This window comes from uncultured Sphingomonas sp. (assembly GCF_964235535.1).
In the GTDB taxonomy this organism is placed as follows: Bacteria; Pseudomonadota; Alphaproteobacteria; order Sphingomonadales; family Sphingomonadaceae; genus Sphingomonas.
Genome location: NZ_CAXSBH010000013.1, coordinates 41580 through 68549, shown reverse-complemented (window position 1 = coordinate 68549; position 26970 = coordinate 41580). Strand labels below are relative to the sequence as shown.

Annotated in this window: 20 protein-coding genes; 10 read left to right on the top strand and 10 right to left on the bottom strand. The window is 65.3% G+C overall.

The features are described from left to right. Window positions 1-267 precede the first annotated feature (267 nt). Window positions 268-3513 carry a PAS domain S-box protein gene (locus ACFE7F_RS06425; RefSeq protein WP_375403023.1) on the bottom strand — a complete coding sequence of 1082 codons (3246 nt, stop codon included), beginning with the start codon at window positions 3511-3513 and terminating at the stop codon, window positions 268-270. An 875-nt stretch (window positions 3514-4388) separates the two neighbouring features. Then, window positions 4389-5276 (bottom strand): alpha/beta fold hydrolase, encoded by an 888-nt coding sequence (locus ACFE7F_RS06420; RefSeq protein WP_375403022.1) that lies wholly within the window; start codon window positions 5274-5276, stop codon window positions 4389-4391. Between the two features lie 675 nt (window positions 5277-5951). Between ACFE7F_RS06420 and ACFE7F_RS06415 the strand changes: the two genes are divergently transcribed. Continuing rightward, complete coding sequence (locus ACFE7F_RS06415) at window positions 5952-8798, top strand: PAS domain-containing protein (RefSeq protein ID WP_375403021.1); 2847 nt, start codon at window positions 5952-5954, stop codon at window positions 8796-8798. 219 nt (window positions 8799-9017) lie between these two features. Here ACFE7F_RS06415 and ACFE7F_RS06410 read toward each other — a convergent pair whose 3' ends face one another. Together ACFE7F_RS06410 and ACFE7F_RS06405 are read right to left on the bottom strand one after the other, a co-directional pair. Continuing rightward, a complete protein-coding gene (locus tag ACFE7F_RS06410) occupies window positions 9018-10166 on the bottom strand; it encodes an MFS transporter (RefSeq protein ID WP_375403020.1) in 1149 nt (382 codons plus the stop codon). 113 nt (window positions 10167-10279) lie between these two features. Continuing rightward, entirely contained in the window at window positions 10280-10831 is a 552-nt protein-coding gene (locus ACFE7F_RS06405; protein ID WP_375403019.1) for a helix-turn-helix domain-containing protein, read from the bottom strand. Window positions 10832-11250: 419 nt separating this feature from the next. On the opposite strand from ACFE7F_RS06405, the gene ACFE7F_RS06400 reads away from it, so the two are divergent. The 8 genes from ACFE7F_RS06400 to ACFE7F_RS06365 all read left to right on the top strand — a co-directional run bounded on the left by ACFE7F_RS06400 (window position 11251) and on the right by ACFE7F_RS06365 (window position 18114). After that, window positions 11251-12300 carry an HWE histidine kinase domain-containing protein gene (locus ACFE7F_RS06400; RefSeq protein ID WP_375403018.1) on the top strand — a complete coding sequence of 350 codons (1050 nt, stop codon included), beginning with the start codon at window positions 11251-11253 and terminating at the stop codon, window positions 12298-12300. Continuing rightward, window positions 12297-12683 carry a response regulator gene (locus ACFE7F_RS06395; protein WP_375403017.1) on the top strand — a complete coding sequence of 129 codons (387 nt, stop codon included), beginning with the start codon at window positions 12297-12299 and terminating at the stop codon, window positions 12681-12683. The genes ACFE7F_RS06400 and ACFE7F_RS06395 overlap by 4 nt, the downstream gene beginning before the upstream one ends. 407 nt (window positions 12684-13090) lie before the next feature. Continuing rightward, entirely contained in the window at window positions 13091-14110 is a 1020-nt protein-coding gene (locus ACFE7F_RS06390; protein ID WP_375403016.1) for an acetamidase/formamidase family protein, read from the top strand. 178 nt (window positions 14111-14288) lie between these two features. Continuing rightward, entirely contained in the window at window positions 14289-14531 is a 243-nt protein-coding gene (locus tag ACFE7F_RS06385) for a hypothetical protein (RefSeq protein WP_375403015.1), read from the top strand. Continuing rightward, a complete protein-coding gene (locus ACFE7F_RS06380) occupies window positions 14528-15106 on the top strand; it encodes a zeta toxin family protein (protein WP_375403014.1) in 579 nt (192 codons plus the stop codon). The genes ACFE7F_RS06385 and ACFE7F_RS06380 overlap by 4 nt, the downstream gene beginning before the upstream one ends. Before the next feature lie 55 nt (window positions 15107-15161). After that, window positions 15162-15794 carry a tyrosine-type recombinase/integrase gene (locus ACFE7F_RS06375; protein ID WP_375403013.1) on the top strand — a complete coding sequence of 211 codons (633 nt, stop codon included), beginning with the start codon at window positions 15162-15164 and terminating at the stop codon, window positions 15792-15794. A 210-nt stretch (window positions 15795-16004) separates the two neighbouring features. After that, complete coding sequence (locus ACFE7F_RS06370) at window positions 16005-17618, top strand: amidohydrolase (protein WP_375403012.1); 1614 nt, start codon at window positions 16005-16007, stop codon at window positions 17616-17618. A gap of 217 nt (window positions 17619-17835) precedes the next feature. After that, window positions 17836-18114 (top strand): helix-turn-helix domain-containing protein, encoded by a 279-nt coding sequence (locus tag ACFE7F_RS06365; RefSeq protein WP_375403011.1) that lies wholly within the window; start codon window positions 17836-17838, stop codon window positions 18112-18114. 142 nt (window positions 18115-18256) lie between these two features. Here ACFE7F_RS06365 and rlxS read toward each other — a convergent pair whose 3' ends face one another. The 6 genes from rlxS to ACFE7F_RS06335 all read right to left on the bottom strand — a co-directional run bounded on the left by rlxS (window position 18257) and on the right by ACFE7F_RS06335 (window position 25721). Then, window positions 18257-20236, bottom strand: coding sequence for a relaxase/mobilization nuclease RlxS (gene rlxS, locus ACFE7F_RS06360; RefSeq protein ID WP_375403010.1), 1980 nt, complete (start codon window positions 20234-20236; stop codon window positions 18257-18259). 565 nt (window positions 20237-20801) lie between these two features. Further along, complete coding sequence (locus tag ACFE7F_RS06355) at window positions 20802-22625, bottom strand: ParB/RepB/Spo0J family partition protein (protein ID WP_375403009.1); 1824 nt, start codon at window positions 22623-22625, stop codon at window positions 20802-20804. 84 nt (window positions 22626-22709) lie between these two features. After that, a complete protein-coding gene (locus ACFE7F_RS06350; RefSeq protein WP_375403008.1) occupies window positions 22710-23651 on the bottom strand; it encodes an ArdC family protein in 942 nt (313 codons plus the stop codon). Window positions 23652-23759: 108 nt separating this feature from the next. Then, window positions 23760-24164, bottom strand: a complete 405-nt coding sequence (locus tag ACFE7F_RS06345; RefSeq protein WP_375403007.1) for a DUF736 family protein — start codon at window positions 24162-24164, stop codon at window positions 23760-23762. Between the two features lie 807 nt (window positions 24165-24971). Continuing rightward, window positions 24972-25148: a DUF6771 family protein gene (locus ACFE7F_RS06340; protein ID WP_375403006.1), complete on the bottom strand. Its 177-nt coding sequence runs from the start codon at window positions 25146-25148 to the stop codon at window positions 24972-24974. 99 nt (window positions 25149-25247) lie between these two features. Then, window positions 25248-25721 carry a DMT family transporter gene (locus ACFE7F_RS06335; RefSeq protein ID WP_375403005.1) on the bottom strand — a complete coding sequence of 158 codons (474 nt, stop codon included), beginning with the start codon at window positions 25719-25721 and terminating at the stop codon, window positions 25248-25250. Between the two features lie 107 nt (window positions 25722-25828). Here ACFE7F_RS06335 and ACFE7F_RS06330 point away from each other — a divergent pair, with 107 nt between their 5' ends. Then, complete coding sequence (locus ACFE7F_RS06330) at window positions 25829-26953, top strand: hypothetical protein (protein ID WP_375403004.1); 1125 nt, start codon at window positions 25829-25831, stop codon at window positions 26951-26953. Window positions 26954-26970: the final 17 nt, after the last annotated feature.

The window sequence follows — 26970 nt, the reverse complement described above, 5'->3', positions numbered from 1 at the left end:
CACCTGTGGCTTGCCGATCACATCACCCGCAAGGCGGGTAAGACCAGACGCTTACCAAACACTCACCATAGCGGGGTCAATGTTGGACGCCGATCCGGGGTCAAGATCCCGCGCCGGTTGACAGCGAACACTCGTTAATGTCGATCTACGGTCGGTTTCGGCCAATGCGATGCGCAGGCTGAGCGGCCGAAGAGTGTCGCACCGAGGCGAGCAGTGGGCCTTCGACTGTCGCGTTCGGTCACGTAGTCACGATGCTCGTTCGGCCGCTTACCGTCGTCCCGAGCTGCCCAGAATATCTCTCACCTTGCGAGTGAGATCATCAAGCGAGAACGGCTTGGTCAGCAGTTCCATGCCAGGCTCGAGATGCCCGTTGCCGACTGCCGCGTTCTCCGCATAGCCGGTTATGAACAGCACCTTCAGATCCGGTCTCAACGTGCGGGCCGCGTCGGCGACTTGTCGCCCGTTCATGCCGTTCGGCAGGCCAACGTCGGTGATGAGCAACTCGATCGGCGCGCCTGACTGCAGCACCTTCAGCCCGGCCGCCCCATCGGCAGCGCCTATCACCGTGTAGCCGATCTCGTCGAGCACCTCGTCGATCAGATGCCGGATCGTTGCCTCGTCGTCGACGACCAGGATCGTCTCGCCTCGTCCTTCGCTGGGTGACACCTCGGCCCCACCCTCGACCTCTTCGTCCGCGTCTCCGAGATGCCGCGGCAGGTAGATGCACAGCGTCGTGCCCTGCCCGAGCTCCGAATAGATGCGGACGTGCCCTCCGGACTGACGAGCGAACCCATAGATCATCGAGAGGCCGAGACCTGTGCCTTGACCGATCGGCTTTGTCGTAAAGAATGGCTCGAACGCCCGCCGGATTGTCTCCGGTGTCATGCCGGTGCCGGTGTCCGTGACGCAGATCGACAAATACTGGCCCGGCTGCAGGTCGCGCTCACGCCCGGCGCGGTCATCGAGCCACTTGTTCGCCGTTTCAACGGTGATCTGCCCCCCGTCGGGCATCGCATCCCGTGCATTGATGCACAGGTTCAGCAGTGCGTTTTCAAGCTGGCCCGCGTCGATCATGGCCGTCCACAAGCCAACCGCGCCGACGATCTCGATGTCGGTGGTCGGTCCAACCGTGCGCCGGAGAAGGTCCGCCATTCCGGCGATCAGCCGGTTCACGTCTGTCGGCTTGGGATCAAGCGTCTGCCGTCGGGAGAAAGCGAGCAAGCGCTGCGTCAGCGACGCCGCGCGGCGGCCCGCGCCCTGAGCGGCGTTCACCAGCCGATCGACATCGTCCAGTCGTCCCCGCGCGATCCGATGCTGGAGCAACTCGAGATTGCCCATGATACCAGTGAGCAGGTTGTTGAAGTCGTGCGCGAGCCCACCGGTGAGCTGGCCCACTGCTTCCATCTTCTGCGCCTGGCGAAGCGCCTCCTCGGTTGCGTGCAGGGCTTCGGCAGCTTCCTTATCGGCCTGCACGTCACGGCCCACTGCGTGGATATGCTGCTCGTCCGGAACGGCAGTCCAGGACAACCAGCGGTAGCTTCCATCCTTTGCCGGATAGCGATTTTCGAAACGGAGCGTGGTGACCCCGCGTGCGAGCTTATCGACTTCGGCCAGTGTCGCCGCGAGGTCGTCAGGATGGACCAACTCGAGGAAGTTGCGGCCGACCAGCTCCTCCTCAGTCCACTGGAACAGCGTTGTCCAAGCCGGGTTCACCGCCTGTACCGTTGCCGTAAAATCGGCCACCAGCATCACGTCGGTCGAAAGCCGCCACATGCGATCGCGATCCGCCGTCCGCTCGATCACCTGCTCCCCCAGGGTCTCGTTCAAACGCTGAAGCTCCTGCTCCGCGCGCTTGCGTTCGCTGATGTCGATCGATGATCCTACAAGCCCGACGATCGCGCCACTCGCGTCGCGGAACGGCGACTTCGTGGAAAGCCAGGTCGCGAGCCCGCCATCGGGCAGGCTGATCTGCTCCTCCAGCACCTCCGTCCGGTTCTCGATCATGATCCGTCGATCATTCTTCATGACCGCCTCGGCCTGGGTCGGATCGTCGAGGAACTCACGATCGGTTCGACCGAGCAAGGCATCGATTGGCTTGCCGACCAGTTCGGCCGTTCCGCGGTTGGCGGCCAGCATGCGACCATCGCGATCCTTGGCATACACCACGCCCGGTACGGCCTCCATGACTGCGGCGAGTAGCGCATTCGCTTGGCGCAGCGCGTCCTCGGCTTCGCGCCGGTCGTCGATGTCGATGACCGAGCCGACGTGGCCGAGAAAACTTCCATCCTCTGCAAATCGCGGAGCCGCAGCGTCCATCGCCCAACGATAAGTGCCATCGGCGCGGCGAAGCCGATACTCGACGCGGAAGGGGGCTTGTGCGGCCGCCGCGGCAAGGAACGCCTCCCTAGCCGTCTTCTGGTCGTCCGGGTGCGTCGCCTTGGTCCAGCCGAGACCGAGTGCTTCCTCCTCGGTCTGACCTGTAAACTCGTACCAGCGGCGACTCAGATACGTGCAATAGCCGTCCGGCTCGGTCACCCACATCATCAGCGGCGCGTGGTCGGCCATGTTACGGAACCGGGCCTCGCTGTCGACGAGCTCGGTACGCGTTCGAGCCAGCTCGTCGGCATGCTCCCGCTCGCTCGTTTCATTCCGAGCGATCTTGAGAAAGCCGGCTTGGTCGCCATCCGCGTTAAGGATCAGATGGGTCGAGCCGTTCATGAACACGCGCGAGCCATCGGCGCGCAGATGCCACCGAATGTCGGGCGCGCAGCCCTCGACGAGGGCGGTCGCGATCTCCTGCTCGAGCACACCCGCCTCGCGGTCCTCGGGGGTGAAGATGTCGTCGATGGGACGACCGATCGCGTCGTGATCCATCCACCCGAACGTTGCTTCCGCTCCCGCCGACCAGCTCGTGATCTGGCGGTCGAGATCCGTCGTGATGATGGCATAATCGCGCGCGCTGTCGAGGATCAGGCGAAGCTGCTCCTCGCTCGCCCGGGCAGTTTCGTACCGGCTATCACGCTCCCGCACGGCGAGGCGGAGGTCGAGTTGCGCCATGACCTGCCGCGCTAGCACGCGGAGCGCCTCCTGCTGGAGATCTGTTAGTTCGCGCGGACGATAGTCCAGCACGCACAGCGTTCCAATTGGCAGCCCTTCTTGCGTCTTTAGCAGCGCACCGGCGTAGAAGCGGATGTGCGGCTCGCCCGTCACCAGCGGATTGCACGCGAAGCGGGGGTCTTGGGCTGCATCGGGCACGAGGAGGAGATCGTCCTCCAGCAGCGCCTTGACGCAGAACGAGGATTCCAGTGGCGTTTCACGGACGCCAAGACCCACTTCCGCTTTGAAAAATTGACGCCCGTCGCCGATCAGGTTCACGACGGCGATCGGCGCTTCGCATAGCTGGGCGGTCAGCTCGGCAAGCTCGTCAAATGATTGTTCTCGAGGGGTGTCCAGCACCTCATAGCGCCACAATGCGGCGAGCCGCTGGCTCTCGCGCTCGTTTAGATCGTGCATGTCTCTAGGATCACCAATGCCCTTCGAACATGGCGCATAGTGCCCTCGCCGACCTCGGACTACCGATTTATCGGATCGCTGACTGCCCTGCTTAGATGCCAAAGGCTTGATCTTGAGAGTCAAACAACACCCACGTGCCGCCCGTCTTCGTCGGCAACTCGCGGACCGAACGCATTGTAGGAGCCCATCCAGTGGCGGGTGAACCAAAGGCGGACGCATATTGATGTCGTGACCTGCCGGGGGAGCGACGGCCCGCTGAGCGCCACGGCAGATAACCAATCCTCTCCGCTACCACCTCTTCGCGAGGCTCTGCCCGCAGTGATCACGGCGCGCGATTTCCGTGTCTTCATGGCGCTCGTGCTTAGTCGAGTGCGCGCATGACCCGGAGTAGCAGTACGGCTGCTCGGACCCGCGACCAGACATTCAGGACATTCGCGGCGCTCCCCGGAACCAGCCGCGCGTTCATCTTCCCTACGCTGCCCGGGTGACCCCCAACTCCGCAGGTAAGGAAGCAACGGCCTGAGCTGGCTGGGACCGGCGCTTAGCATCAAAGTGGATTGCGGGTTCTGACTGCGGCTGGGCGAGAGCCGGGAGTCAGGTCATTTGCACTGGCGAGAGTTGAGGTTGCGCTTGCAGAATTGTCGGTTCGCCCGGTCGGCAACGACCTGACCGTCTCTGCGCGTGTTCCGCCGTCTGCTCCAAGCTCCTGGCCTATAGTAGAGAGCGCCAGCAGCATCAGGTCGGTGCCGAGCGCGTTCACTGCCATAATTGCGGCCACGAACCCCACAAACTCGCGGCGGTGAAGGCCGGGGTGCGGCTGGGGTTTGGACGTTGGCCGGATCAAACCGATGGGCGCTGCGGCAGGTATATCAGCGTCACTTCCCGGCTGAGCGCCCTACGTCACTGATCGCGGCAACTACCTTGTCCGGCACCGCGTAGTGGAACAGGTGACCTTGCCCAGGAATAATGCGTAACTCGGAGCCGTCGACTTCCTCAACGAGCCGCTTCGCATGCTTGTCGACATGTGCGATCAGGTCGCCTTCACCCGCCATAACGATGATCGGGAGCGTAAGCTCGCCATAGCGACGACTCAGTGCGAACGCACCGGGCACCATCATCGCGGTATCCGCCGCGGTCGCCCGGATCTGCGACGGGCGCAGCGTCATCGCGATCGGGAACGCGGCGAACTTATCGGAGACCGGCGCGGGAGCGAAGCTCGCCTCTACCGCCAGCGGACCAACTAGAAGCCCGGACAGGGGTGACACGGTGTGCGCCATCAAGTCACCGACGAGCGGAATGGCTGGCATGGAGGCGGGCACCACGTCCGGCCGAGCCGTTCCGTAGTAGTAGCCCGATAGCAGTACTAGCCCGGAGACTGCCTCGGGGTGGTCCAACGCCATCGCGAGCGCCACCATTGTGCCCCAGCTGTGCCCGACGACGACCGCCCGCTTCACACCGATCTGCTTCAGCACGCGCGCGATCAGGTCCGCTTGCGCGCTTGGGGTCCAGACGGCGGAGCGCGGACGCTCGCTGTAGCCAAAGCCCGGTCGATCGAACGCTAAGACTCGGTGGCTTTGGGCCGCGAGCCCGAGGACGTCGCTGACCTCGTAGTCCTGAAGCAGGACGCCGTTGCCGTGGAGCAAAACGACCGCAGGGCCGTCACCTTGGTCCACATAGTGTAAGCGAACGCCATCGACCTCGACGAACGATCCGACGGGCGGCGTCTTCGCTTCGGCGCGGCGGGCGTTCGCGCGATTGAACACCGCGGCACCGACTACCAAGGCCGATACAGCGCCCGCCGCTATCCGACTGCGGTTCCGAGCAGCGACGCGCCTCCAAGAAAATGCTGGTTTCGCCGATGCCGAGCCATCCGCGCGTGATGCGTTGTTAATCTGATCCTTCATGTCCGCCCAACTATTGTGCACTGCACGAAGTTGCTTTCGGCCCCGACCTAATGTGAATGAGGGCCGCCAAATTTTGGCGTTGCGGCGTTCGGCGTTCAGCTCGGCAAGCCGTGTAGCGCGGCACTCGTGGCAACGGGAGCCTGGTCTGGCGCGTTCGCGCTGCAACCTAGCTGGTTCCGGGCTTGCCTCGCCCGCTATGTCGGCCGGAGGTCGGCCGCCAAAATGTCGGACGAGCCGACCCAAAATCAGACCCTCAGAAGCCATATGACGCTTCCCAACTCCGGCCGTTCGTTCAGCTTCAATTTTCGCTCTTAGTGAAAAGACGGACTGTCCACTTCCAGGGCTCGCTAGGTATCAAGCGAACTGAACTCGCCGGTGCCACGATGGTTCGAGTTCGATATCTGAGCGACGCGGCTGAACCAATGTGGCGCTAGCGGACGCCCGATCCAAGCCGGAGTGGCGCTGTCATCCGGTCACTAGGGCTCGCCACCGGATCATGGTTCCCAGCTTCGGATCCTTGCCGTAGAGCATCTCGTGGGTAGCAAGCTGATCAGGGATCACATGAGGAAGAGCGTGGCAAACGTGCCGTGGCGGCTGCGTGAAGACTCCGCGCCAGCGTACGCCGCTGCAATCGCAGTTGCGGCCGCAGCGGTGCTGCTGCGCCTGGCCATCGACCCGCAACTCACGGGCGTCCAGTTCATCACCTTCTTCCCCGCCGTCGTATTCGCCGCCTACACCTGCGGCCAGCGATCCGGGCTCCTCACAGCGTTCGTCTGCGGCTTCGCGGGCTGGTACCTGCTCGTGCCACCCGTTTACTCATTCCGTTTAGAGCGGCCTGCGGAGGCGATCACCCTCCTCGCCTACTTCGCGACCGCGACCGCCATAGCCCTTCTCGTCGGTCGCTCGCGAGCAGCGTTCCGGCAGGAGCATCGCGCCAGGGAAATGCTGCGTGAGAGCGAGGCGCGCCTCGGTTTCCTCGACAGGCTCGGGGTGGAAACGGCCCCACTCGCTGACGCCGACGCGGTACTTGCGACCACCACGCGTATGCTCGGCGAGCACCTCAACCTATCGGTTTGCGCCTATGCCGACATGGACGAGGACGAGGACAGCTTCACCATTCGCGGCGACTGGGCTGCGCCGGGGGCAAAAAGCATCGTCGGCCACTACAGCCTCGCCGAATTTGGCAAGCTGGCGGTCAAGAACCTGAGCACCGGCCTGCCCCTCGTCGTGAATGACAATGGGCGCGAGCTCGCGCCCGAGGAGGCGGCGACCTTCCAGAATATCGGCATCGCGGCGACCATCTGCATGCCGCTCGTGAAGGCAGATCGATTGACGGCACTGATGGCCATCCATGATGCCGTACCCCGGGTCTGGACGGAAGCGGAACTGGGTCTGCTCCTTGAGGTCACTGGGCGCTCCTGGGCGCATGTCGAACGCGTCGGGGCATTCGCAGAACTGCGCGCGAGCGAGGCGCGGCTCAAGGTGGCGATCGAAGGCGGACGGCTGGCAGAGGTCACCTTTCACCTTCCCGACGGTGTCATCCACTCCTCCGGATTTGCCGAGCTGTTGGGACACCCCTCGGACAAGCGGCTGACGCTTGCCGAGTTCCGCGCGCAGTACCATCCCGACGACCACGACCGCGTGGTTGCCGAGCGCGCCGCGATATTGGAGGGCAGTCAAGACTTCTACGAGGTCGAGAAGCGGATCGTGAGGCCCAGCGGGCAGATCTGCTGGGTGTACGGCCGTGGTAGCGTCAACCGGGACGAGCAGGGCCGGGCAATCTCTGTAACCGCCGTTTACCTCGACCAGACCAATCGCAAAGCAGCAGAGGTGGCGCTGCGCGAGAGCGAAGCGCGATTGCGCGATCTGAACGAGACGCTCGAACATCAGGTCGCCGAGCGTACCGCCGAGCGGGACCGCATCTGGCAGCTCTCCCCCGACCTGATGTGCGTGGCGCGGACCGATGGAAGTTTGGTGTCGGTCAATCCTGCTTGGGAATGTATGCTCGGGTGGTCGGCTGACTGGCTCACCGGTCGGAACGCGTCCGAGATCAAGCACCCTGAGGACGCCGAGCGTACCGCCGCGGAACTCGGCAGACTTGCGACAGGGCTCCGCACGGTCAACTTCGAGGACCGCTACCGCCACAAGGATGGGAGCTGGCACTGGATATCGTGGGTGATCGAACCCGAAGGCGAGCTGATCTACTGCATCGGCCGAGACGTCACCGCCGATAAGGAGCGGCAGGCGGACCTTGAGATGGCGCAAGAGGCGCTTCGCCAAAGCCAGAAGCTCGAAAGCATGGGCCAGCTGACCGGCGGCGTCGCACACGACATCAACAACCTGCTCACGCCGATCATGGGGAGCCTTGACCTGCTGCGCCGCCGGGGCATCGGCAGCGAGCGCGAGCAGCGGATGATCGACGGCGCGCTCCAGTCCGCCGAGCGCGCCAGCGTGCTCGTCCAGCGGCTCCTGGCGTTCGCGCGGCGACAGCCGCTGCAGCCCATCCCAGTGAACGTCGGTGCTCTGGTCTCCGGCATAGCGGACCTGATCGACAACACGTCAGGTCCGCGCGTCGTCGTCGAGCTCGATATCGCAAGCGACCTGCCGCCCGCGCTGGCTGACCCCAACCAGCTTGAGATGGCGCTCCTCAATCTCGCCGTGAACGCGAGGGACGCGATGGAGAATGGCGGTACGCTAACGATCGCAGCGGCGGCGGTCTTCTTCGAGGGCACCGAGACGGCGGCCCTGCAGCCGGGCCAGTACGTACGCTTATCGGTGATCGACACCGGCGTCGGCATGGACGAGGCGACATGCAAGCGAGCGGTGGAACCCTTCTACAGCACCAAGGGCGTCGGGAAAGGCACAGGCCTTGGTCTGTCGATGGTGCACGGTCTTGCGGCCCAACTCGGTGGCGCGCTCGACATCCAAAGTACGCCGGGGCTCGGGACCCGTGTTGAGCTGTTGCTCCCTGTGAGCCGCGAGGCTGTTAGCGCCATGGTCGTAGCGGCGGTCGTAGGTTCACCAACCGTCGCCGGAACGGCGTTGCTTGTCGATGACGAGGAGCTCGTTCGGATGAGCACCGCGGACATGCTCGCCGACCTTGGCTTTGCTGTTGTCGAGGCCGGCTCGGCCGATGAGGCATTGCGGCTCATCGAGAGCGGCCTTCAATTCGATCTGCTGATAACCGATCATCTTATGGCCGGCATGACCGGCACCGAGCTTGCGCGCGAGGTGCGCGCCCGGCTCCCCGATATGCCAGTGCTAGTCGTCTCCGGCTATGCCGAGGTGGAAGGCATCGCGCCGGACCTGCCACGGCTGACCAAGCCCTTCCGCCGGGACGATCTCACTCGAAGTCTCGCAGCGCTGGCGACCCGCCACTGAGGATCCGAACGCTCAACCATTTGATCAACCGGAGTGAAGTCGAGGAGGACGGACGCTGTCGGCGTCTGATATGCAACATCGCGAGAGAAGGCCGAATAGCCTCGTGGGCACGTAGCTGCTGAGCAACGGCCTTCAGCCGGGCTTCGGCTTAGGCCCGAACGTCGCCCGGCCATACGGGGGAGCGGCCCGGGCAACAGGGAAGTACTCACTGGGGCAGTCTCAGGAACTTGGCTGGGCAAGATCACTGGTTGGCAAGGCAGGAAGCGCAACGAGGCACAGCAACGCCGCGGTCTGAAGCGCAAGCGTGATCCCGGACAAGGGCACCGTCCCAAGCTCAATGAACGGCGAAGCGGTCAGGGTGCCGAGAGCCGTGGTGCCCAGGATCCCGAGTATAACGAGCGCGCTGCCGCGGGCGTCGTCGCCGCGTGAGGCCATTATGGCGCGATAGAAGCCGGGCGGCCCGCGCAACCCCAAGCCGATGTTCACCGGCGCGAACAGCGCCAGGATCACGAAAGGCTCTGCTCCACCACATAGGGCATACCAGAACTGCCCCGCAGCCCCGACGACGCACAGCGCCGTTCCGACCACGATGATCCGCTCCGCCCCAAACCTGGCGACAGCGCGGCCGGCGAGATTGGCCGCCACGACGAATGTCAGGATTGCGAGAACCTGGATCGTGATGAAGTCGGTGAGCGTTCCGCCGAACACCCGAACCAGGACCGCCGGCAACCCGAACACGAAAGTGAGCAGGCCGCCTAGTATGAACGCTTGGCTGAGCGCGTAGCGCATGAACACGGCGTCGCGGATCAACACCGCGTAGCCGCCCCGGGTACGACGGCCGACCTGAGGCAGTCGTCCGCTCACTCCGAGCAGGACCGCCAGGGCACCAGCACTTGCGGCGAGGACGAAGAAAGACAGACGCCAGTCGCCCACGAGCAGCAGGCCCGCTCCCACGATCGGCGCGATTGCGGGCGCGAGCGACTCAATGCTGCCGAGCAACCCCATGGCCCGAATTGCCCGCGTCTCGTCGAATAGCGCTTTGACGATTGCCGGCGCGAACACCGCCGGCGCCGCGGCCGCCGCGCCTTGGATCGCGCGCAGCGCGATCAGCTCCTCCGTCGAGCGCGCCATGCCGCATGCCAGTGACACGGTAGCGGTGGCAATCAGTGAGCCCGTGAAGAGCCGTCCCGTGTAGACCCGCTCGCTAAGCGCCCCGTAGACGAGTAGGCCCACGCAGGTGCCTCCTACATAAGCGGCGAGCACCAGCTGCGCGGATGACGCCGTCGTGCCCAGCGCCTCGGGCAGCTGCGGTACGGCCGGCAGCACCAAGTCGGTGCCCATCAGGCCCACGACCGTGCTCGCCACCACCAAGCTAAGGGTCACCCACGGCCGTACCACATTCCGCTCCCGCCATCAGAACGGCCGCAGCGATTAGGACGATCACAATCGGGAACAACGCATAAGTTATGCGTCAGCTCAGCTCAGCTCAGCGTCTCCACCAGCCTCGCGGCGGTGCCGTCTGACAGTAGCATGCGTGTCAGCCGGCATCGTCCGGGGCGGATCGGCACCACGTCCGAGCCGTTCGCTCCCGTCTCAGCCACCACCTCCGGCGGGGACGCGAGATCGAACCAACCCAAGCCATTCAAGCCATCCTCAACCTTCGCCAGGTCTTCGGTGATGAAGCGCCAGAGCGACTCCCCGATCAGGTCGTCGGCGTCGCAGCCGAACTCGCGGCGGCGTACGGTCGATAATGCCAGCAACCGGTGGCTCTGATCGCAGATGAGGTGGGCGCCGCGGCTCTGACCATGAACGAGCCGGGCGAGCGCGGCGTCCCCAGCGCTCGTCAGCCGAGCGCTCACCAGGGCTTCCGTCCGTGCCCGCTGTTCCGGCTCCATCTCCTGTGTCCCGTTCTCCCAGCGCGAGATCGTGGATTGTGCGACGCCGAGGCGCTCAGCCGCGTGGCTCTGCTTAACCCGGTTCAGCGCACGCCAGCGCCGAAGCGCAGGACCAAGACGGCGTTGCAGGATCAGCATGCGGCATCTCTCCCGAGCAGTTCGTCGCACCACAGCGTCGGCGCCGCAGCAGTGGCGCAAGGTATACGCTTGCGGGAAGGCAGTCGGAAAGGCTCGCGATTCAGTGCCGGCGGGTTATCTGCGGTTGGGCGCATTGCAGATTACAGCGAGGGATCAAGTTCGAGCACGCTACCAACCAATCCCCTCAGCCGAATATCGATGTCGGCTACCTCGACCCACATGCCGCTACCCACGGCACCCTCGGCGGACGTTGGGAACGGACGCTCGTTCAGGTCCGCGAGCGATTGCGCCAATGGGCAGCCGCACCGCGGCCGGTGCGCCAATGGGCAGCCGCACCGCGGCCGGCTCTCGTGGACCCAAAATAAATTTAGGTACCCCGAGCTTTCAGGAGTAAGCCAAGGCCGACCGAGGATAATCGGATGGCGGACGTAGCGGCGAAGTCAGACGTTCAGAAAGAGGGCGAAGCGTCGGTCGACGCGTTCCGCCGCGATCTCGGCCCGTTCGTAGTGGCCGCGCAGAAGACCCGCATGCCGATGGTTTTCACCGACGAGGAGCCCGGCCACCCCGTGATCTTCGCAAACGACGCTTTTTTGGCGCTGACGGGCTACGCGCGCGAGGAGGTGCTTGCCAAGAGCTTCCAGTCGCTCCTGGCGGTCGGGGTCGCGGCCGACACGATGTCGATCGTCGAAGCGGCGTTTCGCGGAGAGTGCGAGCACGAGCCGGAGATCCATTACAAGCGCAAGGACGGCAGCGAGTTCTGGGCGTCGATGTTCGTCAGCCCGGTCTGCGACGAGAGCGGGACGGTCGTGCAGCAGTTCGTATCGCTAGTCGACCTCACCAACCATCGGCAGGACAACGCCCGGTGCAAGATGCTGATCGACGAGCTCAACCACCGAGTGAAGAACACGCTGTCGACCGTGCAGTCGATCGTCACCCAAGCGCTGCGCGGGCCAGCCGAGCTCGCCGCGATCCGCGAGGCGATCGAGTCGCGCATCCTCGCCCTATCGCGGTCGCATGATCTGCTCACGAGCAGCAACTGGGACGGAGCGGGCCTGCATGATCTCGTCGACATTGCCCTGCATCCGTTCGAGGTGATCGCCGGCCGCCCCGAGCGGTTCACGGTGACGGGCGACAACGTCCGATTGTCGCCCAAGACCACGCTCTCGCTGGCGATCGCGATCCACGAGCTCGCGACCAACGCGGTCAAGTACGGGGCCTTCTCGAACGAGGCGGGAACGGTCGCGATCGACTGGACGGTGGTCCCTGAGGCAGCGGGCGATCGCCTGGTGCTGCAGTGGCGGGAGCGGGACGGCCCGATGGTGACGCCGCCGTCGCGCAAGGGCTTCGGGTCATGGGTCATCGAGCGCGGTCTGGCGCACGAGCTGGGCGGCAGGGTTACGCTCGACTATCCGAGCTACGGGGTGGCCTGCACGATCGACATCCCCGCTCCCGGCTCGGTGGAGAAATGACAGGCCTGCTCGCCGGCCGCCGGGTGCTCGTCGTTGAGGATGAGATGCTCGTCCTGATGAACATCGAGATGGCGTTCCAGGATCTCGGCTGCTCCGCGATCCACGCCGCCGCCAGCGTCGCCGAGGCGCTGGCGCTACTGGCAAGGCACGGCTTTGACGCGGCGATCATCGACGTCAATCTGGGCGGGGAGAAAAGCTATCCGGTCGCCGATGCGCTGGCACGGCTCGACATCCCGTTCGCTTTCTCGACGGGGTACAACGACCACGGCGATCGTCTCGATCTCGGGGACCGCCCGGTGCTCAGAAAGCCTTATACGCGCGCGGCGCTGGTCGCGGTATTCGAACGGTTGCTGCCGGACAAGCCGTTGCCGGTAGCGGCATAGCGCGACCGGGGGAGACGAGGTGGGCCGAGCCGGCGCGAAGCTGCTTCGATTCGACTGCTACCCTTGACCTGAATGCCCGCTCGTCCGAGCTAGGCTCAAACCGCGTCAAGCCTCCTTCGGCCAGCCGGCCGATGTTCCGGCAAACTCATAACCCGCCATTCAACGGTTTCCTGGCCGTTCCCACCTCCGGCCGCTCGTTCATGTGAACCTAACAGCGGCGGGACGCCATGTAACACGGCGAAGCGTGGGACTTATCCGCCGTGCGCAATCAAGGCTGCTACCCACAGCTTCCGGCGGTTGCTGATGAGGCCGTTGCGAACAGCTGTAGGAGGTGGCACCTGCAACTGCAGGCTTTCAATCGCCACGCGGACGGCGCAGATTGGCAAGATGCACGCGAGGTAACGACCATGCGCAACCTGATCTTCGCCACGTTGGCGGCCATCGCCCTCCCGAGCGTCGCCCACACGGCAACCTACGAGCTTAAGGCGACGCCGCAGACGGTCGCCTGGGGTCACTACGACGCCGCAGACAAGCCGGTGCTGACAATCCGGTCCGGCGACACTGTGGTGATCCACACGCTTCTGACCAACAGCCCCGCAGGGCTCGAAAAGGCTGGCGTCGACCCTGCGCAGATCGAGCCCGCTTTGCGCGCGGTCTACGACGGCGTGCCGGCGAGCGCGCGCGGACCCGGCGGACACATCCTGACCGGCCCGATCGCGATCGAGGGCGCGGTGCCGGGCGACACGCTGGAAGTCCGCATCCGGAGGGTCGAACTTGCGATCCCCTACGCCTACAACGCCTTTCGATATGGCGCGGGGTTCCTCACCGACGACTTTCCCTACGCCCGCATGAAGATCGTGCCGCTTGATCGAAAGCGGATGATCGGCCGGTTCGGACCCGGCATCGAAGTCCCGCTCGCTCCCTTCTTCGGCAGCATGGGCGTAGCCCCGCCACCCTCGTTCGGTCGCTACGACTCCGCGCCGCCGACGGTCAACGGCGGCAACATGGACGACAAGGCGCTAGTCGCGGGCACGACGCTGTTCCTGCCCGTCCATGCGCCCGGCGCGCTCTTTCAGGCCGGTGACGGCCACGCCGCGCAGGGCAACGGGGAGGTCGACGTTACCGCGCTGGAGACCTCGCTCACCGGCACGTTGGAGTTCGTCCTGCACAAAAGGACCGGGCAGACCTATCCGCGCGCCGACACGCCGAAGGCCTACATAGCAATGGGCTTCGACGATGACCTGAGCAACGCCACGCGCAAGGCGCTACGCAACATGATCGACTTCCTGGTAGCGGAGAAGGGCATGACGCGGGACGACGCCTACATGCTCGTCAGCGTCGCCGGAGACGTCGAGATCACCGAACTGGTCGATCGCAACAAGGGTGTGCACGTGGTCGTGCCCAAAGCATTGTTTACCTCTCGCTGAACAATCCCACGACGCGCGTCGCGAGGACGGAAATCGAGATTGGTCGACGGCGATCTGACTTATAAGCCTCGACTCAGAGTCGGACGTCCAGCCTAACCTCAACGCTTCCCGACAGCAGACGCTCGTTCATCCCCATATTAGCCGGGTTCCCACTACGGCGCGGACACGATAGATCGGAATGATGAATTCAGACGATGCCATCGACAGGCTGACGCCTCAAGCGCTCGACGAAAACTTTAAACGCCGTGCGAGGCTGACCAGCCGCGACGCCGCCGATAGTCTGCTGGCTCGCGGTCGCACGGTCAGCTACCGTGAACAGGACACTCCCGCCGGGCACGTGGTCCGCAGGCATCCCGATGGACGCATAGAAACGGTCAAAATTGATCTTGGCTCAGCAACGTCGGCGCGGCAATCGGCTTGATCGCGCCGATCCTATGGGTCTTCGCCGGACCCAACGGTGCCGGCAAGACGACCCTCTTCAACGACATGCTTAGGGGCGACGTTCCCTACATCAGCGCCGACGAAATCGCCACGGAACTTGATCCGGCAAGCGGCAGCGTCGACGTGATCCGCGCAGGGCGGCTAGCAATTGAGCGGCGCAACGCGATGATCACTCATGGGGACAGCCTTAGCATTGAGACCACCCTCGCCGGTAGCAGCGCTCTGGCCTTCATGCGAAGGGCGAAGGGTGCCGGCTTTCGCGTTAGCCTTGCCTATGTCGGGATCGACACGCCCGAACTTTCCCGCGCACGGATCGATGAGCGCGTTGCCGAGGGCGGTCATGACGTTCCGCAAAACGCTGTCGTGCGTCGGCACCCCGACTCGCTCCGCAGATTGGCCGCCGCAATGGAGTTGGCAGATAGCACCCTCGTATTCGATAACAGCGGCCTTGAGCGCCGCCTTCTCCTGCACGTCGAGAATGGCATCACGAAGTTTATCGATAGTAGCTGCCCCGACTGGTTCGACGCAGCCGTGCCCGAGGGGATGCGCCGGTAACCGACAATTAGGATCGATGCTGTATGCGGGGAAGCCAGCTCCACGGAGATGAGCGTTGGGTCACTCTTCCATTGATCCTGCCTTTCAAGAACGCCGCCCTTGGAACGAGGGGCGGCTCCTGGGCGCAAAGCGCGCGCTGAAACAGCAGCAGGTCTGGGCGATCCGGTTCTGGCTCGACCAGCATCGTCGGCTGCGCGACCGGGCACTTTTCGACTTCGCGATCGACAGCAAGCTGCGCGGCTGCGACGTGGTCAAAGTCCGGATTGGCGACGTCGTGTTGGGCGGGCGCGTTCGCGACCGCGCCATCGTGGTGCAGCAAAAGACCAAGCGGCCGGTCCAGTTCGAGCTTATGGAGGCGGCACGGAAGACGATGCGGGCCTGGCTGGAACGCCGAGGCGGAACGCTCAACGACTACGTCTTCCCCAGCCGGAACGACTACATGGCTCATATGAGCACGCGACAGTATGCCCGTCTCGTTCATGAATGGGTGGCGGGTATCGGTCTTCAGCCTCAGGAGTACGGTACGCATTCACTCCGGCGAACCAAGGCTTCGATCATCTACAAGGCGACGGGCAACTTGCGCGCCGTTCAAATCCTGCTCGGCCACGCCAAGATCGAGAGCACGGTCCGCTACCTCGGGGTTGACGTCGAAGACGCCCTTGAACTGGCGGAGCGCACCGAGATCTGATCCTGACCGACGAACCACGTCCAATTCGGAAAAGACCCAGGAGCAGACACTCAGGCGCTTTTCTACCCGCCCGGCTTCGGACGCTCGTTCAGCACTTGCCTTGTGGCCTTGGTCGGCGGGATAATGAAGGGTCGTGTGAGCCGGCGGCCGTAGCCTACGAGATGGACGGCGCCCGTAGTTCGTGCGAGCCTGGCGAGTAGGAGGACGCCGATGCGAGTTCGATTGATCCGTGCCGCGCTGCGAACGCTTGCTGTCCCTCTTCTCCTGACCGCCGCCGCGCCAGCTGCCCATTCTTCAGGCCCCGACATGATATTGCACGGCGGGCGCATATACACGGGCAATGCCGAGCAGCCATATGTGGAGGCAATCGCAATCCGCGGCGCCAGAGTGTCGGCGGTCGGCGACAGCAGCACGATCCTGAAGTCTGCGAAACCAAGTACACGTATTTTCGATCTTGCCGGCCGTATGGCGATACCGGGCATCAACGATGCCCACGACCATCCGGGCAACGTCCCGTTTGGCGCTTCGGCCGATACCGGCGCATCGCCCCAGTCGGATCCCCCCCTGGAAGCCGTTGCCACTGCCATTGGGAAGGCAGCACAGGGGGCGCCTCCCGGTGCGTGGGTGCACGCGGTGGTGGGCGCCACGGCGTTGAGAGACGTCGCAGCGGCGCGGGCCGCAGTGGACGCAGCTGCCAGAGGCCGCCCTGTCGTGCTGTCGGCTTGGTGGGGGCACGGGGTGGTCCTCAACGCACGCGGTCTCGAGCTGATGAACCTCGACGACCGAACGCCTGATCCGCTGGGTGGACAACTCGAGCGCGACGCCAGCGGCCGGATCACAGGCAAGCTCGACGAATATGCCGGCTGGCGGGTGCTCCGGCAGCTGCAATCGGCGGCAAGCGATGAGGCCCAGCTGGCGCACTGGCGCGGCTATACAGATCGTCGCCTTCGTGAGGGCGTCACTTCTGTGCAGGTCATGTCAGGCGACCAGACGCCGGCAGCGCTGGCGCGTGCACTGGGCCGCGCTCAGCTGCCGATCAGACTGCGTCTTATCCGTTTTCCAATGAGCGTAGCAGAAGCAGAAAGTGCCGATCCCTGGGCCAAGTTGCAGTCTCGCTTGCCGCCACTCACGCGCGTTTCGGGCGTGAAGTGGGTACTCGACGGCACGCCTATCGAGGGACTGGCTTTCCAGTCGAAACCGTATCGTGATCGCCCAGGCTGGCGCGGACGACCGAACTTCACGACCGAGCACCTTCATGCACAGCTCGCTCGCGCGCTTGCTGGCGGCGAGCCGCTCCACCTTCACGCGGTGGGAGATGCAATGGCAGGCCTCGTGCTTGACGAGATGGAGAGAATGGCACCGCCCGAGCGCTGGCGACGCGCGCGTGTTCGGCTCGAGCACGCCAATGGCATAGTTGGACCTCAGCTCGAACGCGCCAAGCGGCTTGGGATCGTGCTGGCGCAGCCGCGGCCCACGGCGCCCATCGGGCAGTGGCTGCGGGCTGGCGTGCCGGTTGCATACGGCTCGGACATGGGATTTCCGCCATTCGCGATGCTTGCTGCGATTACCGCTGACGCCAACCCCGGCGCGCTCACGCGCGAGGAGGGGCTTGCCGTGCTGACCCGCTGGCCGGCGTACGCCGAGTCCGCCGAGGTCGAAAAAGGGATGCTCGTGCCTGGCATGCTCGCCGACATAGCAGTGCTCTCACAGGACGTAATAAGGGTGCCTGCAGCCGCCCTGCCCGCGACTAAGAGCCTACTGACGATCGTTGGCGGACGCATCGCGTATGCCGCGCCGGAGTTCAACGGCGATACCAAACGCTGACCGATCAATACGCAGCTTCGCGGCGGGAACGACCCAGGAGCGGACGTCGGCCGCATTCGGCGCATCGTTCCATTGGCTCGGGCAGCCGTTTGGGAATAACGCAGGAGACGATACATCGCAGGCTACCTCCGCCGGAGTACAGCTATTATGCCGATGGACTTTCGGGACTTCAAGGCCGTGGCCTTTCAAGCCGCGAGTGAGGTAATTTTAGCCTTGGATGGTCAATCCCCTAAACGAGAGATTCGGCGCGCGCCTGCGCTCGCTGCGCGGCGACCGCGGTTACAGCCAGGAACAGATGGCCGAGCTCGCCGGACTTGACCGATCGTTCTACGGGCGCGTTGAGCGCGGCACACAGAACGTCGCGCTTACGACATTAGCACGGGTTGCAGCTGGGCTTGAGATGTCCCTTTCGGAAATGCTGGCAGGAATTCAGGTCACCCCAGCCGAGCTCGCGAAGCTTCCTAAACGAGGCAGCGGTAACGGCCGGAAGCAGTGAGCTAGGTAGGCTGAATCCCTGTTTTATTCCATTCTCTTCCAGCTGAAGATCGGAAATTCGAGGAGACTCAGCTGAACGAATAGCCGGCATCGACAACTCGAAGCTCTAAAGCTGCCATTCCGTTTTCCACCAGCTATTTCACCTAAAAGATGCTCGGTCCAGCTCGCCCACGTCTGATCGTCCAGCTCACGCCATCGCTGCGGACGACGCCCGACACAGCTTTGCCGATCTGCTGCTCGAGGGCGGGCCGCCAGGGTACCAGCGTGAAGTCGCGTGCGCGTTCAATAATCGCGAACCGCCCGCTCACCAGATCGACAGGGCGGCGATAATTCCCGGCGATCCTCTCACCGGCCCCGCTCTCGACGAACGGCACGCCAAGCTCGCGCGACAGCTGCGCGCCGACGCGAACTACCTCGCGGCGGCGGAGCTCGTCCACCATGCCGACCCGGTAGGTCGTCCCGCCCGCCACCTCCTCGGCGAACCCCTGCGCGATCAGCCACTGCTGCCGGCGCGCCTGCGCCTCCCCGACCTCGGCGCCGAAGCCGGCGTCGCGCAACGGCTCGGGCTTGGCCGCAACCAGCTCGCGATCAAGCCAGGTGGCGGCGTCGGCACCGATCAGCCTCTCGATCGGCTGCGGCGAGAGCGTCGTCACCGTCACCGGCCGGTCCTTCGCGCGAGCCCCCTCGTAGACGGCGGCGCGGTCGAGATGGTCGGGCGCGATGATCCAGGTCCCGTCTGCCTCGCGCTCCGCCCCGCCGGTCAGCCGCCGCATCGCCTCCAGGCGGCGTACATGCGCTTCGGCGAACGCCTCGGTCGCGCTCGGGTCGTGCTGGAGGTGCGTGTCGACACTGTACCGCCCGCCGTTCGCCGCCGCCACCGCAGCCACGGTCCGATCGACCTCGCGCGCACCGATCTCGACGGGATCGACGCGCACCACCGCACCGGTCCCGATCGCGCCGACATGCTCGCCCAGGCCGAGCTCGACATAGTGGGTGCGACCGTCGGTCGCCTCGACCAGCAGATAGTGCCGGTCGTTCAGCTCGTCCGACAGCCCCCGTTCGAGCACGCGGCCGATGAGGGGCCGGACGTCGGGCGCGGTCGGCTCGTACACGATCTGGTCGGCGATCGCGGTCGTGCGTCCGCTGGCGGTGATCGCGCGCTGCATGGTGCGCACGATGTCGCCGCGCTCGCCCATGCGCCGGAGCGTGTCGGCCAGCTCGGGGGCGAGCCGCCACCGGCCCGGCCCGTCCGGCTCGGCGAGTCCGAGCCGCTCCAGCTTCTTGCAGCGCCCGATCTGAACCGTCTGCTCGAACGCGTCGTACCCGACCGGCCGCACCACCCTATCCGTATCGGCGGCGCGCAGCAGCAACCGGTCGATGCTCGTCAAGCGTTCCTGCTCGACCTCGGCGCGCAACCGGTCCTCGATCGCGCGCGTGCTGCGGGGGCCAAGGTCAAGGTCGACGAGCTCGGCCGCGCGCTCGCGCATGCCGTGGCTCATGTAATCGCGCGCGATGACAAGATCGCGGCCGCGGTCGTCCTTGCCGCGGACGATCACGTGGGTGTGCGGGTGGCCGGTGTTGTAGTGGTCGACCGCGACCCAGTCGAGCTTGGTCCCGAGATCCTCCTCCATCCGCGCCATCAGCCGCCGGGTGAGCGGCTTCAGGTCTTCATACCCGGCCCCATCCTCCGGCGACATGATGAAGCGGAACTGGTGGCGGTCGCCGCCCTGGCGTTCGAGGAAAGCCTTGCCGTCGACTTGGTCGGCGTCCGCGCCGTAGAGCCGGCCGGGCTCGCCGTCGCGCGTCACGCCGTCGCGCTGCACGTACCGCTGATGCGCGCGGGCGGCGCTCATGCCCTTGCCCGCCAGCCTAACGATCCGCGCCTTGACCATGACGCGCCGTCGCCGCTGTGCGCCATAACGGTCCCGGCTGCCCAGCACGCGCCCAACGCCTGCTCCGCGGCCGACCCGGCTGCCCGTGAACGCGCGGCGGCTTCCCGCGCCCGTCGCACCGCCGCGCGCGAGGTTGGAGGCGGCGAGCACGCGGCTGAGGAACGGGCGCCCGGCCTTGCCCTTCGCGCGCATCTTCCCGAGATGAGGTTCCAGGCCGTCGTCACCGGCCATGATCTCGCCTTTCCGGTAGAAATGGCGCTGAGCATGGGTCGTCCGCAGACCCAAGAAAACCGGTGCCGGTGAAAGTGGCGGAAATCCGCCGTTCTTGGCGCGAACGGCACTGTCGCGCCCGCACCAGTGCCGTCCCGGCACCCAGAGAATGATGTGCAGACAATGGCTTACGGGACCGACGGTGCCGTAGCTTTCTATCTTGCCTTACGCTGCCTACCCCCTTCTCCCGTCACCTTACCCATCAACCGCCCCCGATGACCTCCCCCGCGCAGTCCCTGCCTCGCTCTCCCAACCACGAGGCGACAGGTTACCGCATGCGATCCGACGATCGCTGACGCATTCTGGTATTTCGTCAGCACAACAAAGCCCGTCCAAAACAAAGGTCTCGGCGACCAAATCCGGGACCAAATTGCGCTGAAGAATGACAACGAAACGCCCGCACGGCATAGCCGTGCGGGCGCGATTTTCTCCGTGCTTCATCGCCCGCCAGGACGATCCAGCACGCGATTTTCCTTAGTCCAGCGCGCGAGAACGGACGGCGGATCGCTCCGCCGCCCGCCTCGATCTACGCCGCCAAACGCTCCGGCTCGACGACCGGCACGGCCTCGATCTCGACCGCTCCACCCGCAACCGGTGGCTCCGGCTCGGGCTCGGGCACGATCAAATCGGCGATGCGGGCGTGGCGAGTGACGGTCCCGACGCCGCCCCGCTCGGTGTAGGCGCTGGGCGGGAACGCCATCCAGCGTGGCACCCACCCCTCGACCTTGGTCCGTCCGTTTGCCCCTGCGAGGTGATCGCGGACGATGCCTTTCAGCACCTTGGACTTCTCGCCCGCATTGGCGCGCGCGATGATGTCGCCCGCTACCTCGCCGACGATCCGGGACAGCACGTCACGGTCGCGGATCAGCTCGAAAAAGGCCGCGTCGGCTTGCCATGCCGCGTCCATCTTCACGTCGATCTCCAGCCCGACCGCCTCGACGACCGCGCTTCCCGCCGCCAACGTCTCGCCGATCACGATCCCGATCACCTCTGAAACGGCGGTATCGGGAAGCGCCAACAAGCGGACGAACACGGCGGTCAGGTCGTAGTCGCTGCCGTTCCCGCCCGCGACCGTCGGCCGCTCGGGGTCGAAGCCGAGCATCGCCAGCACCGCGCGGCGACGTTGGTCGAACGCGCCTTCGCCCGCGCACGTTTCGACGCTCTCCGCCGTCTCCGGGTCGCGCGCATATTGCCGCTCGACCCTGACCGTCCATAGCGAGGAACCGATGACCGCATGGGCGACCATCAAGCGCATCGCGACGCCCGGATGGCCGAGCAACGCCGCGCGGGTGGCGGCGTGGCGATGCAGGTCCAGGTAGGTCTGCATCGGTCCGGTCACTTCGGGCCGGGTCGGCTTCGCCGCCTTGATCGTGCCGCCGGCCGCCATCTTCTTCGCCTCGCGCCGGGTCACATAGCCCTCGTGGAACGCCACCTCGCCGCGCTGGTTGACGGTCGCATAGACGCGCCCGCCGTCCGTCCGTCCGACCTGCTCGTGATCGTAGCGGTCGAAGTGCTGGCCCTGCGGGAGCACGATTACCTCGCGCCAGCCCGCGTCCAGATACGCGGCCCGGCGCGCTTCGATCGCTGCTTCCTGCGCCGTCCAGAATGCGGCCGGGTCGGCGAAGTAACCGCCCTCGCCGAACAAGTCGGTCACGATCGCGCCCTCATAGGATGCGATGTCGAACAACGCAGCCTGGGTCGGGATCGACGCACCGCCGAACAGCCATGCCTTTACTTGCGTGCCGCTCGGGGCATAGACGTCGGCATCGTCGTGGAGGACAAGCCATTCCTTCTGCTTCTCGCGCGTGGCGAGGGTGAGCGGCCGGATGGTGGCGGCGTCGATCTTCCCCGCCCCGTAGAGCGCGCGGATGCGGGGTAGCAGGTTGCCGAGCGCGAGGATGCGCCGGACGGCCAGGGGCGGTAAGCCGAAGGTCGCCGATATGTCCTCGATCGTGCGCCCCTCCTTCACGACAAGCCGGGTGAAGGTGGCCCATTGCGTCACCTCGTCGGCATCGAGCCGCTGGGTGTTCTCGATCAACGACGCCTCCAGCGCGGCCGCATCGTCGCCCGCCTCCATGATCGCGCATGGCATGGGATCGACGATATCGGTCTCGTCGCGGACGATCTGCGCGGCGTGGAAGCGCCGCGCGCCCGCGACGATCTCGAACGTGTCCTCCGACCCTCCCTCGACATGCTCGGGACAGCGGTTCGGGCGCACGATCACGGGAACGATCACCCCGCGCTTGCGGATCGAGGGAAGAATGTCGGACACGTCGGGCGCGCGCTTAGCGTAGCGCATGTTGGCCCGGCTGACGGACAGCTTGCAAAGTTGGATGTGAGCGAGTTTCATCGTCTGGCTCCTTGTGAGCACCGGCCCCGTCGATCTTTGTGGGTAGGCGGGGCCGGTTTGCTAAGCGGCGATACGCGCCGCGCGTCATCCCTCCCCGTCGTCGTTGGCGGGGCTAGGAAGCTCGGGATTGGGGTTGTCGCGAAAGGCGAGTAGGTACTCGGCGGCCTTGCTGGCCTGGCTCGCCGCGCGGAAGATGGCGCGGTTGTCGTTGCGCAGCACGGTCAACCATCCAGCGAGATAGTCGGCGTGGCGCACGGTCGGCACGATGCCGAGACTGGCGCATAGAAAGGCTGACGCGAGTTCGGCGGTAAGCTCCTCGCGCGCATACCCGGCCGTCCCGAACGCGCCCGACAGGTCGCGAGCGAGCCGCGAACGGTGGCCGGTCCAGTGGCCAAGCTCGTGAAGCGCGGTGCGGTAATAGTTGATCTGGTCGCGGAACGCGGGTTGCGGGGGCACCCGCACGAAGTCCTCGGCGGGCGCGTAGAACGCCCGGTTGCCGCCGATGCGGAAGTCCGCGCCCGTGGCCGCGATCAACGCCTCGGCGGCCGGCACGGCCTCGCATTCGGGCATGGGCGGCGCGATGTCGGTCAACCGCTCGGGCAAGCCGTCGCATTGCGCCACGTTGAACACGGTGAAGCGTTTCAGGAACGGAACCTGTCCGGGTTCGCCACCCTCGCGCGCGACGCGTTGCTTCTCCTGTTCGGGGGTGAAGCGGTCGGCGTAGAACACGGTCGTGCCACGCTCGCCCTTGCGGACGCACCCGCCTACGCCAAGCGCCTGCCGGAACGTCAACCATCCCTGACCGGCATAGCCATGCTCGATCACCGCGCCCCACAGGACAAGGATGTTGACGCCGGAATAAGGCCGGTTGGACCCGGCGTTGCGGGGTAGGCCGGGGCCTGCGCCGACGGTGCCCCAGGGCTGCACCCATGGGAAGCGCCCGGCATCAAGCTCGGCGATGATGCGGTTGGTGACCTCGTCATAGAACGAGGCGCGGGGTGCGGAAGCGTTGCGGGCGGCCGTCATCGTTCGGTCCTTTCGGTCCGTTGAAGGGCGGTTCTCGCCGCCCCGCCCGCATGTGACGGGCGATGTCGAAGGGTGGCGGGAAGGCCGTGCGACCCTCCCGCCAAGCGGTTAGAAGGGCATGTCCTCGTGCGCGTCGTCCCCGCCGCCGACCGGCTCGCGGGCGTCGACCGGCTGGCGGAACGGGTCGCGACGGACCCGCGCGCGCCGCCAAGCGACGTTCATTCCATCCGCGCCGTCGTGAAACAACGCGATCGACACGCGGTCGGGCAAGCTCGGATCGTCGACCGACCCCTGCAGGAACACCTCGCCCGTTCCATTCGCCCGCGCCTCCCACAACGCGCCGACCTGGATCAACCGGTTGCCCGGCGTCCGCGTCATGACCTCGAACGTCGGCGCGCGCTCCTTGGTCGACTCGCACGGCCGTAGCGCGAGCTGGGGAAGCTCGAACTTGGCGGCGGCGATGTGCCCGAAGTAAAGCCCTTGCGCGTTCTTCTTGAAGTATCCGATGTTCATCTCAACTGCTCCTCTCGACATCTGCTGGTGAACTATCTCACCGGCAAGAACATCTATACATCATGTCAGGAATAGCCCTAAGCTCGTTGTTTTCTTGACAGAATTCCATCGTACCTGGTGAGTCCGAGCAACTGAAAAGGGCCGCGACCAGCGGCCCAGCAAACATCGAAAACGCACCGGCCGCGCAGCGGCCGGTTCCCTTCGCACGCGGACCCGAGGGCACAGCCCGGCCTCGTCGTCATCGCACCCGGAGCCGTCCTCGCAGGGTCCCAAGCGCCGCGTGGGGCTCTCGGCCGGCAGGAGGCACGGGAGGGCTAGCGCAGCTTGGCGAAACGGGCGCGGCGCTGCTCGAAGAGCAGATAAACGCCGCCGCGCCCGTTTCTCCTAGCGGAGCTTGCCCGACGCAACTCCTTGCCGGCCGAAACCCGCGTGGCACGCCGGGACCCTGGGAGGCGGCGAAGGGGGCGATGACGACGAGGCCCACGATCCGCCATCGCGCGACTAGCGCGATTCATCATCGCGTTTCCTCACGCCCGACCCAGGCCTCGCGTCGATAAGCAGGCGCGATCGCGCGGGCACCCCGCGCCAGCGATCGTTACCCGAAGGGCCGAGACCGCCCTCGCGGCCTCGGTGGCGCAGCCATAGAGCGCGGTCGTGCGCTTTCGCGCACGAGGCGTCCTGCCCCGGTCAGTCAAGCAGCTTGCGCCACCACGGGCGCGGATGCGGCGGCGAACCGGCCATAGACCCTCCTCGTCGAACTGATCGTCGCATGATTTCCCAATCCCGAACCGCCTAAAATGGAAGCGCCTAATGATCATTGTCGAGCGTCGCTGGCTGCCGCTCCAGCCGCTCGGCCGGGCCGCTGGCGAGCGCATCAGCGGCCCGGTTGCGCATACGCACGTCGTGCATGCACAAGCCTAAGCGGGCGAAAGCGGGCACTAACATGATCGCGGCCGACACTATCGTGGGATTGAGCTGATTCACACCCGATGAGAACACAAAGTGAACGAGTTTCGTAAGAGGTTACGCGACGGAAGCGAGCCTCGCGCGAGGAGAAGTTAGTAGATCAGTGTAGAGTCTGGATCAGCCTGAGCCCATGTCATTTCGTAATGCACTCCACTGCGTGATAATCAAGCCGACGATCAGAAGCACCATGCCCACCAATCGATATGCATCGATGGGACGCTTAGGCAGGCCGAGCAGGCCGAAATGATCGAGGAGCGCGGACGTGACGAGCTGGGCGAACAGGATGAAGGCGATGAAGTTGCCGGCCCCGAACCGGGGGATGATGACGGTCGCGGACAGCGCGTAGAAGCCGATCAACAGGCCGGCGAGGTAGCTTCGCGCGGGTGCCGTCGCGATCGAGCCTACAGCCGGCGCACCGTGGATCGCCAACGTCAGCGCCGAAGCGGCCAGGAGGGCGGTCAGGAACAGCGCGGCGGTCGCGGCGAAAGGGTTGCCAAGGGCGCGGGCCATGCCGCTGTTCAGCACGCCGATGAGAGGGATGCCCACCCCCGCCAGGAACGACCAAGCCGCGAGGAGGGCGTAGGACCGCATCGCGGCAGTGTGTCGGCCTGAGGGAGGGAAAGCAAATCCGCTGACCCGAAAGGTCGAGACCTGCCGCGCGACCGTGCACCCCAACTCGAAGGACATGGAAGAAAGATATGCCCCTACCCGCCGATCGTAAGCTCGCTTGGGTTCTCAAGCAGAACAGGCGCTACGCGCCACTCCTCGACACCGGTCTCAAGCTCAGTCCCATACTGGTCGGCGTCGCCGCGGCCATGGGCATATGGTTGTGGACAATTTTCAGCGGCTATTTCGGTCAACTCGGGCAAGCGCCGCTTCCCGTCACCCAGGCCGGCGACTGGCTTTTCCTCCTGCTCTTCGGGTTCATAATATCAGTGGTGTTCGCGGCGATCATCATCGTTCCGGCTGCGTGGACGTCGACCGTCCGCTCGATCGCGCCCCAGACCATGGAGGCGGCAACCATCATCCGCGCTTGCGGCGCGTGCGCGACGGCGACGTTCTTCATGACGGCGCTCGCCTTTTTTCTCTACGAGACCCGGATCCTTCTCTGGGTGATCGCGACGATGATTGTCGGAGGACTGGCAGGAGGACTGGTGATGGCCTGCCGCGAGCCTTCGCATCGCCTGTTCGGAAAAGCTTTCCTGGGTTTCGCCGCATCCTCACTTGCACTCATAGTCTGGCTCAGCGTGCTCTTCGCCTTACTGGCTCCGACCGTCGCGTCTTCTACCGCTAAGTCGTCCCTTGCCGTCAGTTTCGGCCTGCTCGCAGCACTCGCCTTCCTAATCGCATGTAGCATTATGAAGCCGGTGGCAGGCCTCCTCGTTGGACTGGCGATTACGGTCATCTGGCTCTTCGCACAGGCGTCGCCGGACGGCGGCAGGCTGATCGCGAGCGCGTTGTACACCGCCAATCTTGGTGGCGGGCGTCCGGCGCGCGTCGCGCAGGACCACGTCGTTGGCGAGATCTGCAATCTCGCGGTCGAAGCGCGCCCGGTTTGGGTGTATGAGCCGAACGGATGCGAACGGGGCGCCGCCTTTCGGCGCCTGGACGAACTCAAGGGCCTTGGTAGCCTGGCGCGAAAGCTGAAGCTTGCGGTTTGGCGTAGCGAAGCATCGTGCCACCTTCGGCGACGCCCGGCGAATGCGAAGCAGGACAGCCTCCGCTTGTGTCGAGATGCGGCGGCCTCGACCGCCAAACCCAGCGGTTCGAAGGTCGGCGGCGCTCCCGCCTCCACCACCGACCGGTACAAACAGCAGCCCTAATTCGATTGGAGCCGCCG

Coding starts and splice junctions, on each gene's coding strand:
- ACFE7F_RS06425 (WP_375403023.1), bottom strand. CDS start 3,513: ATGCACGATCTAAACGAGCGCGAGAGCCAGCGGCTCGCCGCATTGTGG.
- ACFE7F_RS06405 (WP_375403019.1), bottom strand. CDS start 10,831: ATGCTGATCCTGCAACGCCGTCTTGGTCCTGCGCTTCGGCGCTGGCGT.
- ACFE7F_RS06400 (WP_375403018.1), top strand. CDS start 11,251: ATGGCGGACGTAGCGGCGAAGTCAGACGTTCAGAAAGAGGGCGAAGCG.
- ACFE7F_RS06395 (WP_375403017.1), top strand. CDS start 12,297: ATGACAGGCCTGCTCGCCGGCCGCCGGGTGCTCGTCGTTGAGGATGAG.
- ACFE7F_RS06390 (WP_375403016.1), top strand. CDS start 13,091: ATGCGCAACCTGATCTTCGCCACGTTGGCGGCCATCGCCCTCCCGAGC.
- ACFE7F_RS06385 (WP_375403015.1), top strand. CDS start 14,289: ATGATGAATTCAGACGATGCCATCGACAGGCTGACGCCTCAAGCGCTC.
- ACFE7F_RS06370 (WP_375403012.1), top strand. CDS start 16,005: ATGCGAGTTCGATTGATCCGTGCCGCGCTGCGAACGCTTGCTGTCCCT.
- ACFE7F_RS06365 (WP_375403011.1), top strand. CDS start 17,836: ATGGTCAATCCCCTAAACGAGAGATTCGGCGCGCGCCTGCGCTCGCTG.
- rlxS (WP_375403010.1), bottom strand. CDS start 20,236: ATGGCCGGTGACGACGGCCTGGAACCTCATCTCGGGAAGATGCGCGCG.
- ACFE7F_RS06355 (WP_375403009.1), bottom strand. CDS start 22,625: ATGAAACTCGCTCACATCCAACTTTGCAAGCTGTCCGTCAGCCGGGCC.
- ACFE7F_RS06350 (WP_375403008.1), bottom strand. CDS start 23,651: ATGACGGCCGCCCGCAACGCTTCCGCACCCCGCGCCTCGTTCTATGAC.
- ACFE7F_RS06345 (WP_375403007.1), bottom strand. CDS start 24,164: ATGAACATCGGATACTTCAAGAAGAACGCGCAAGGGCTTTACTTCGGG.
- ACFE7F_RS06335 (WP_375403005.1), bottom strand. CDS start 25,721: ATGCGGTCCTACGCCCTCCTCGCGGCTTGGTCGTTCCTGGCGGGGGTG.
- ACFE7F_RS06330 (WP_375403004.1), top strand. CDS start 25,829: ATGCCCCTACCCGCCGATCGTAAGCTCGCTTGGGTTCTCAAGCAGAAC.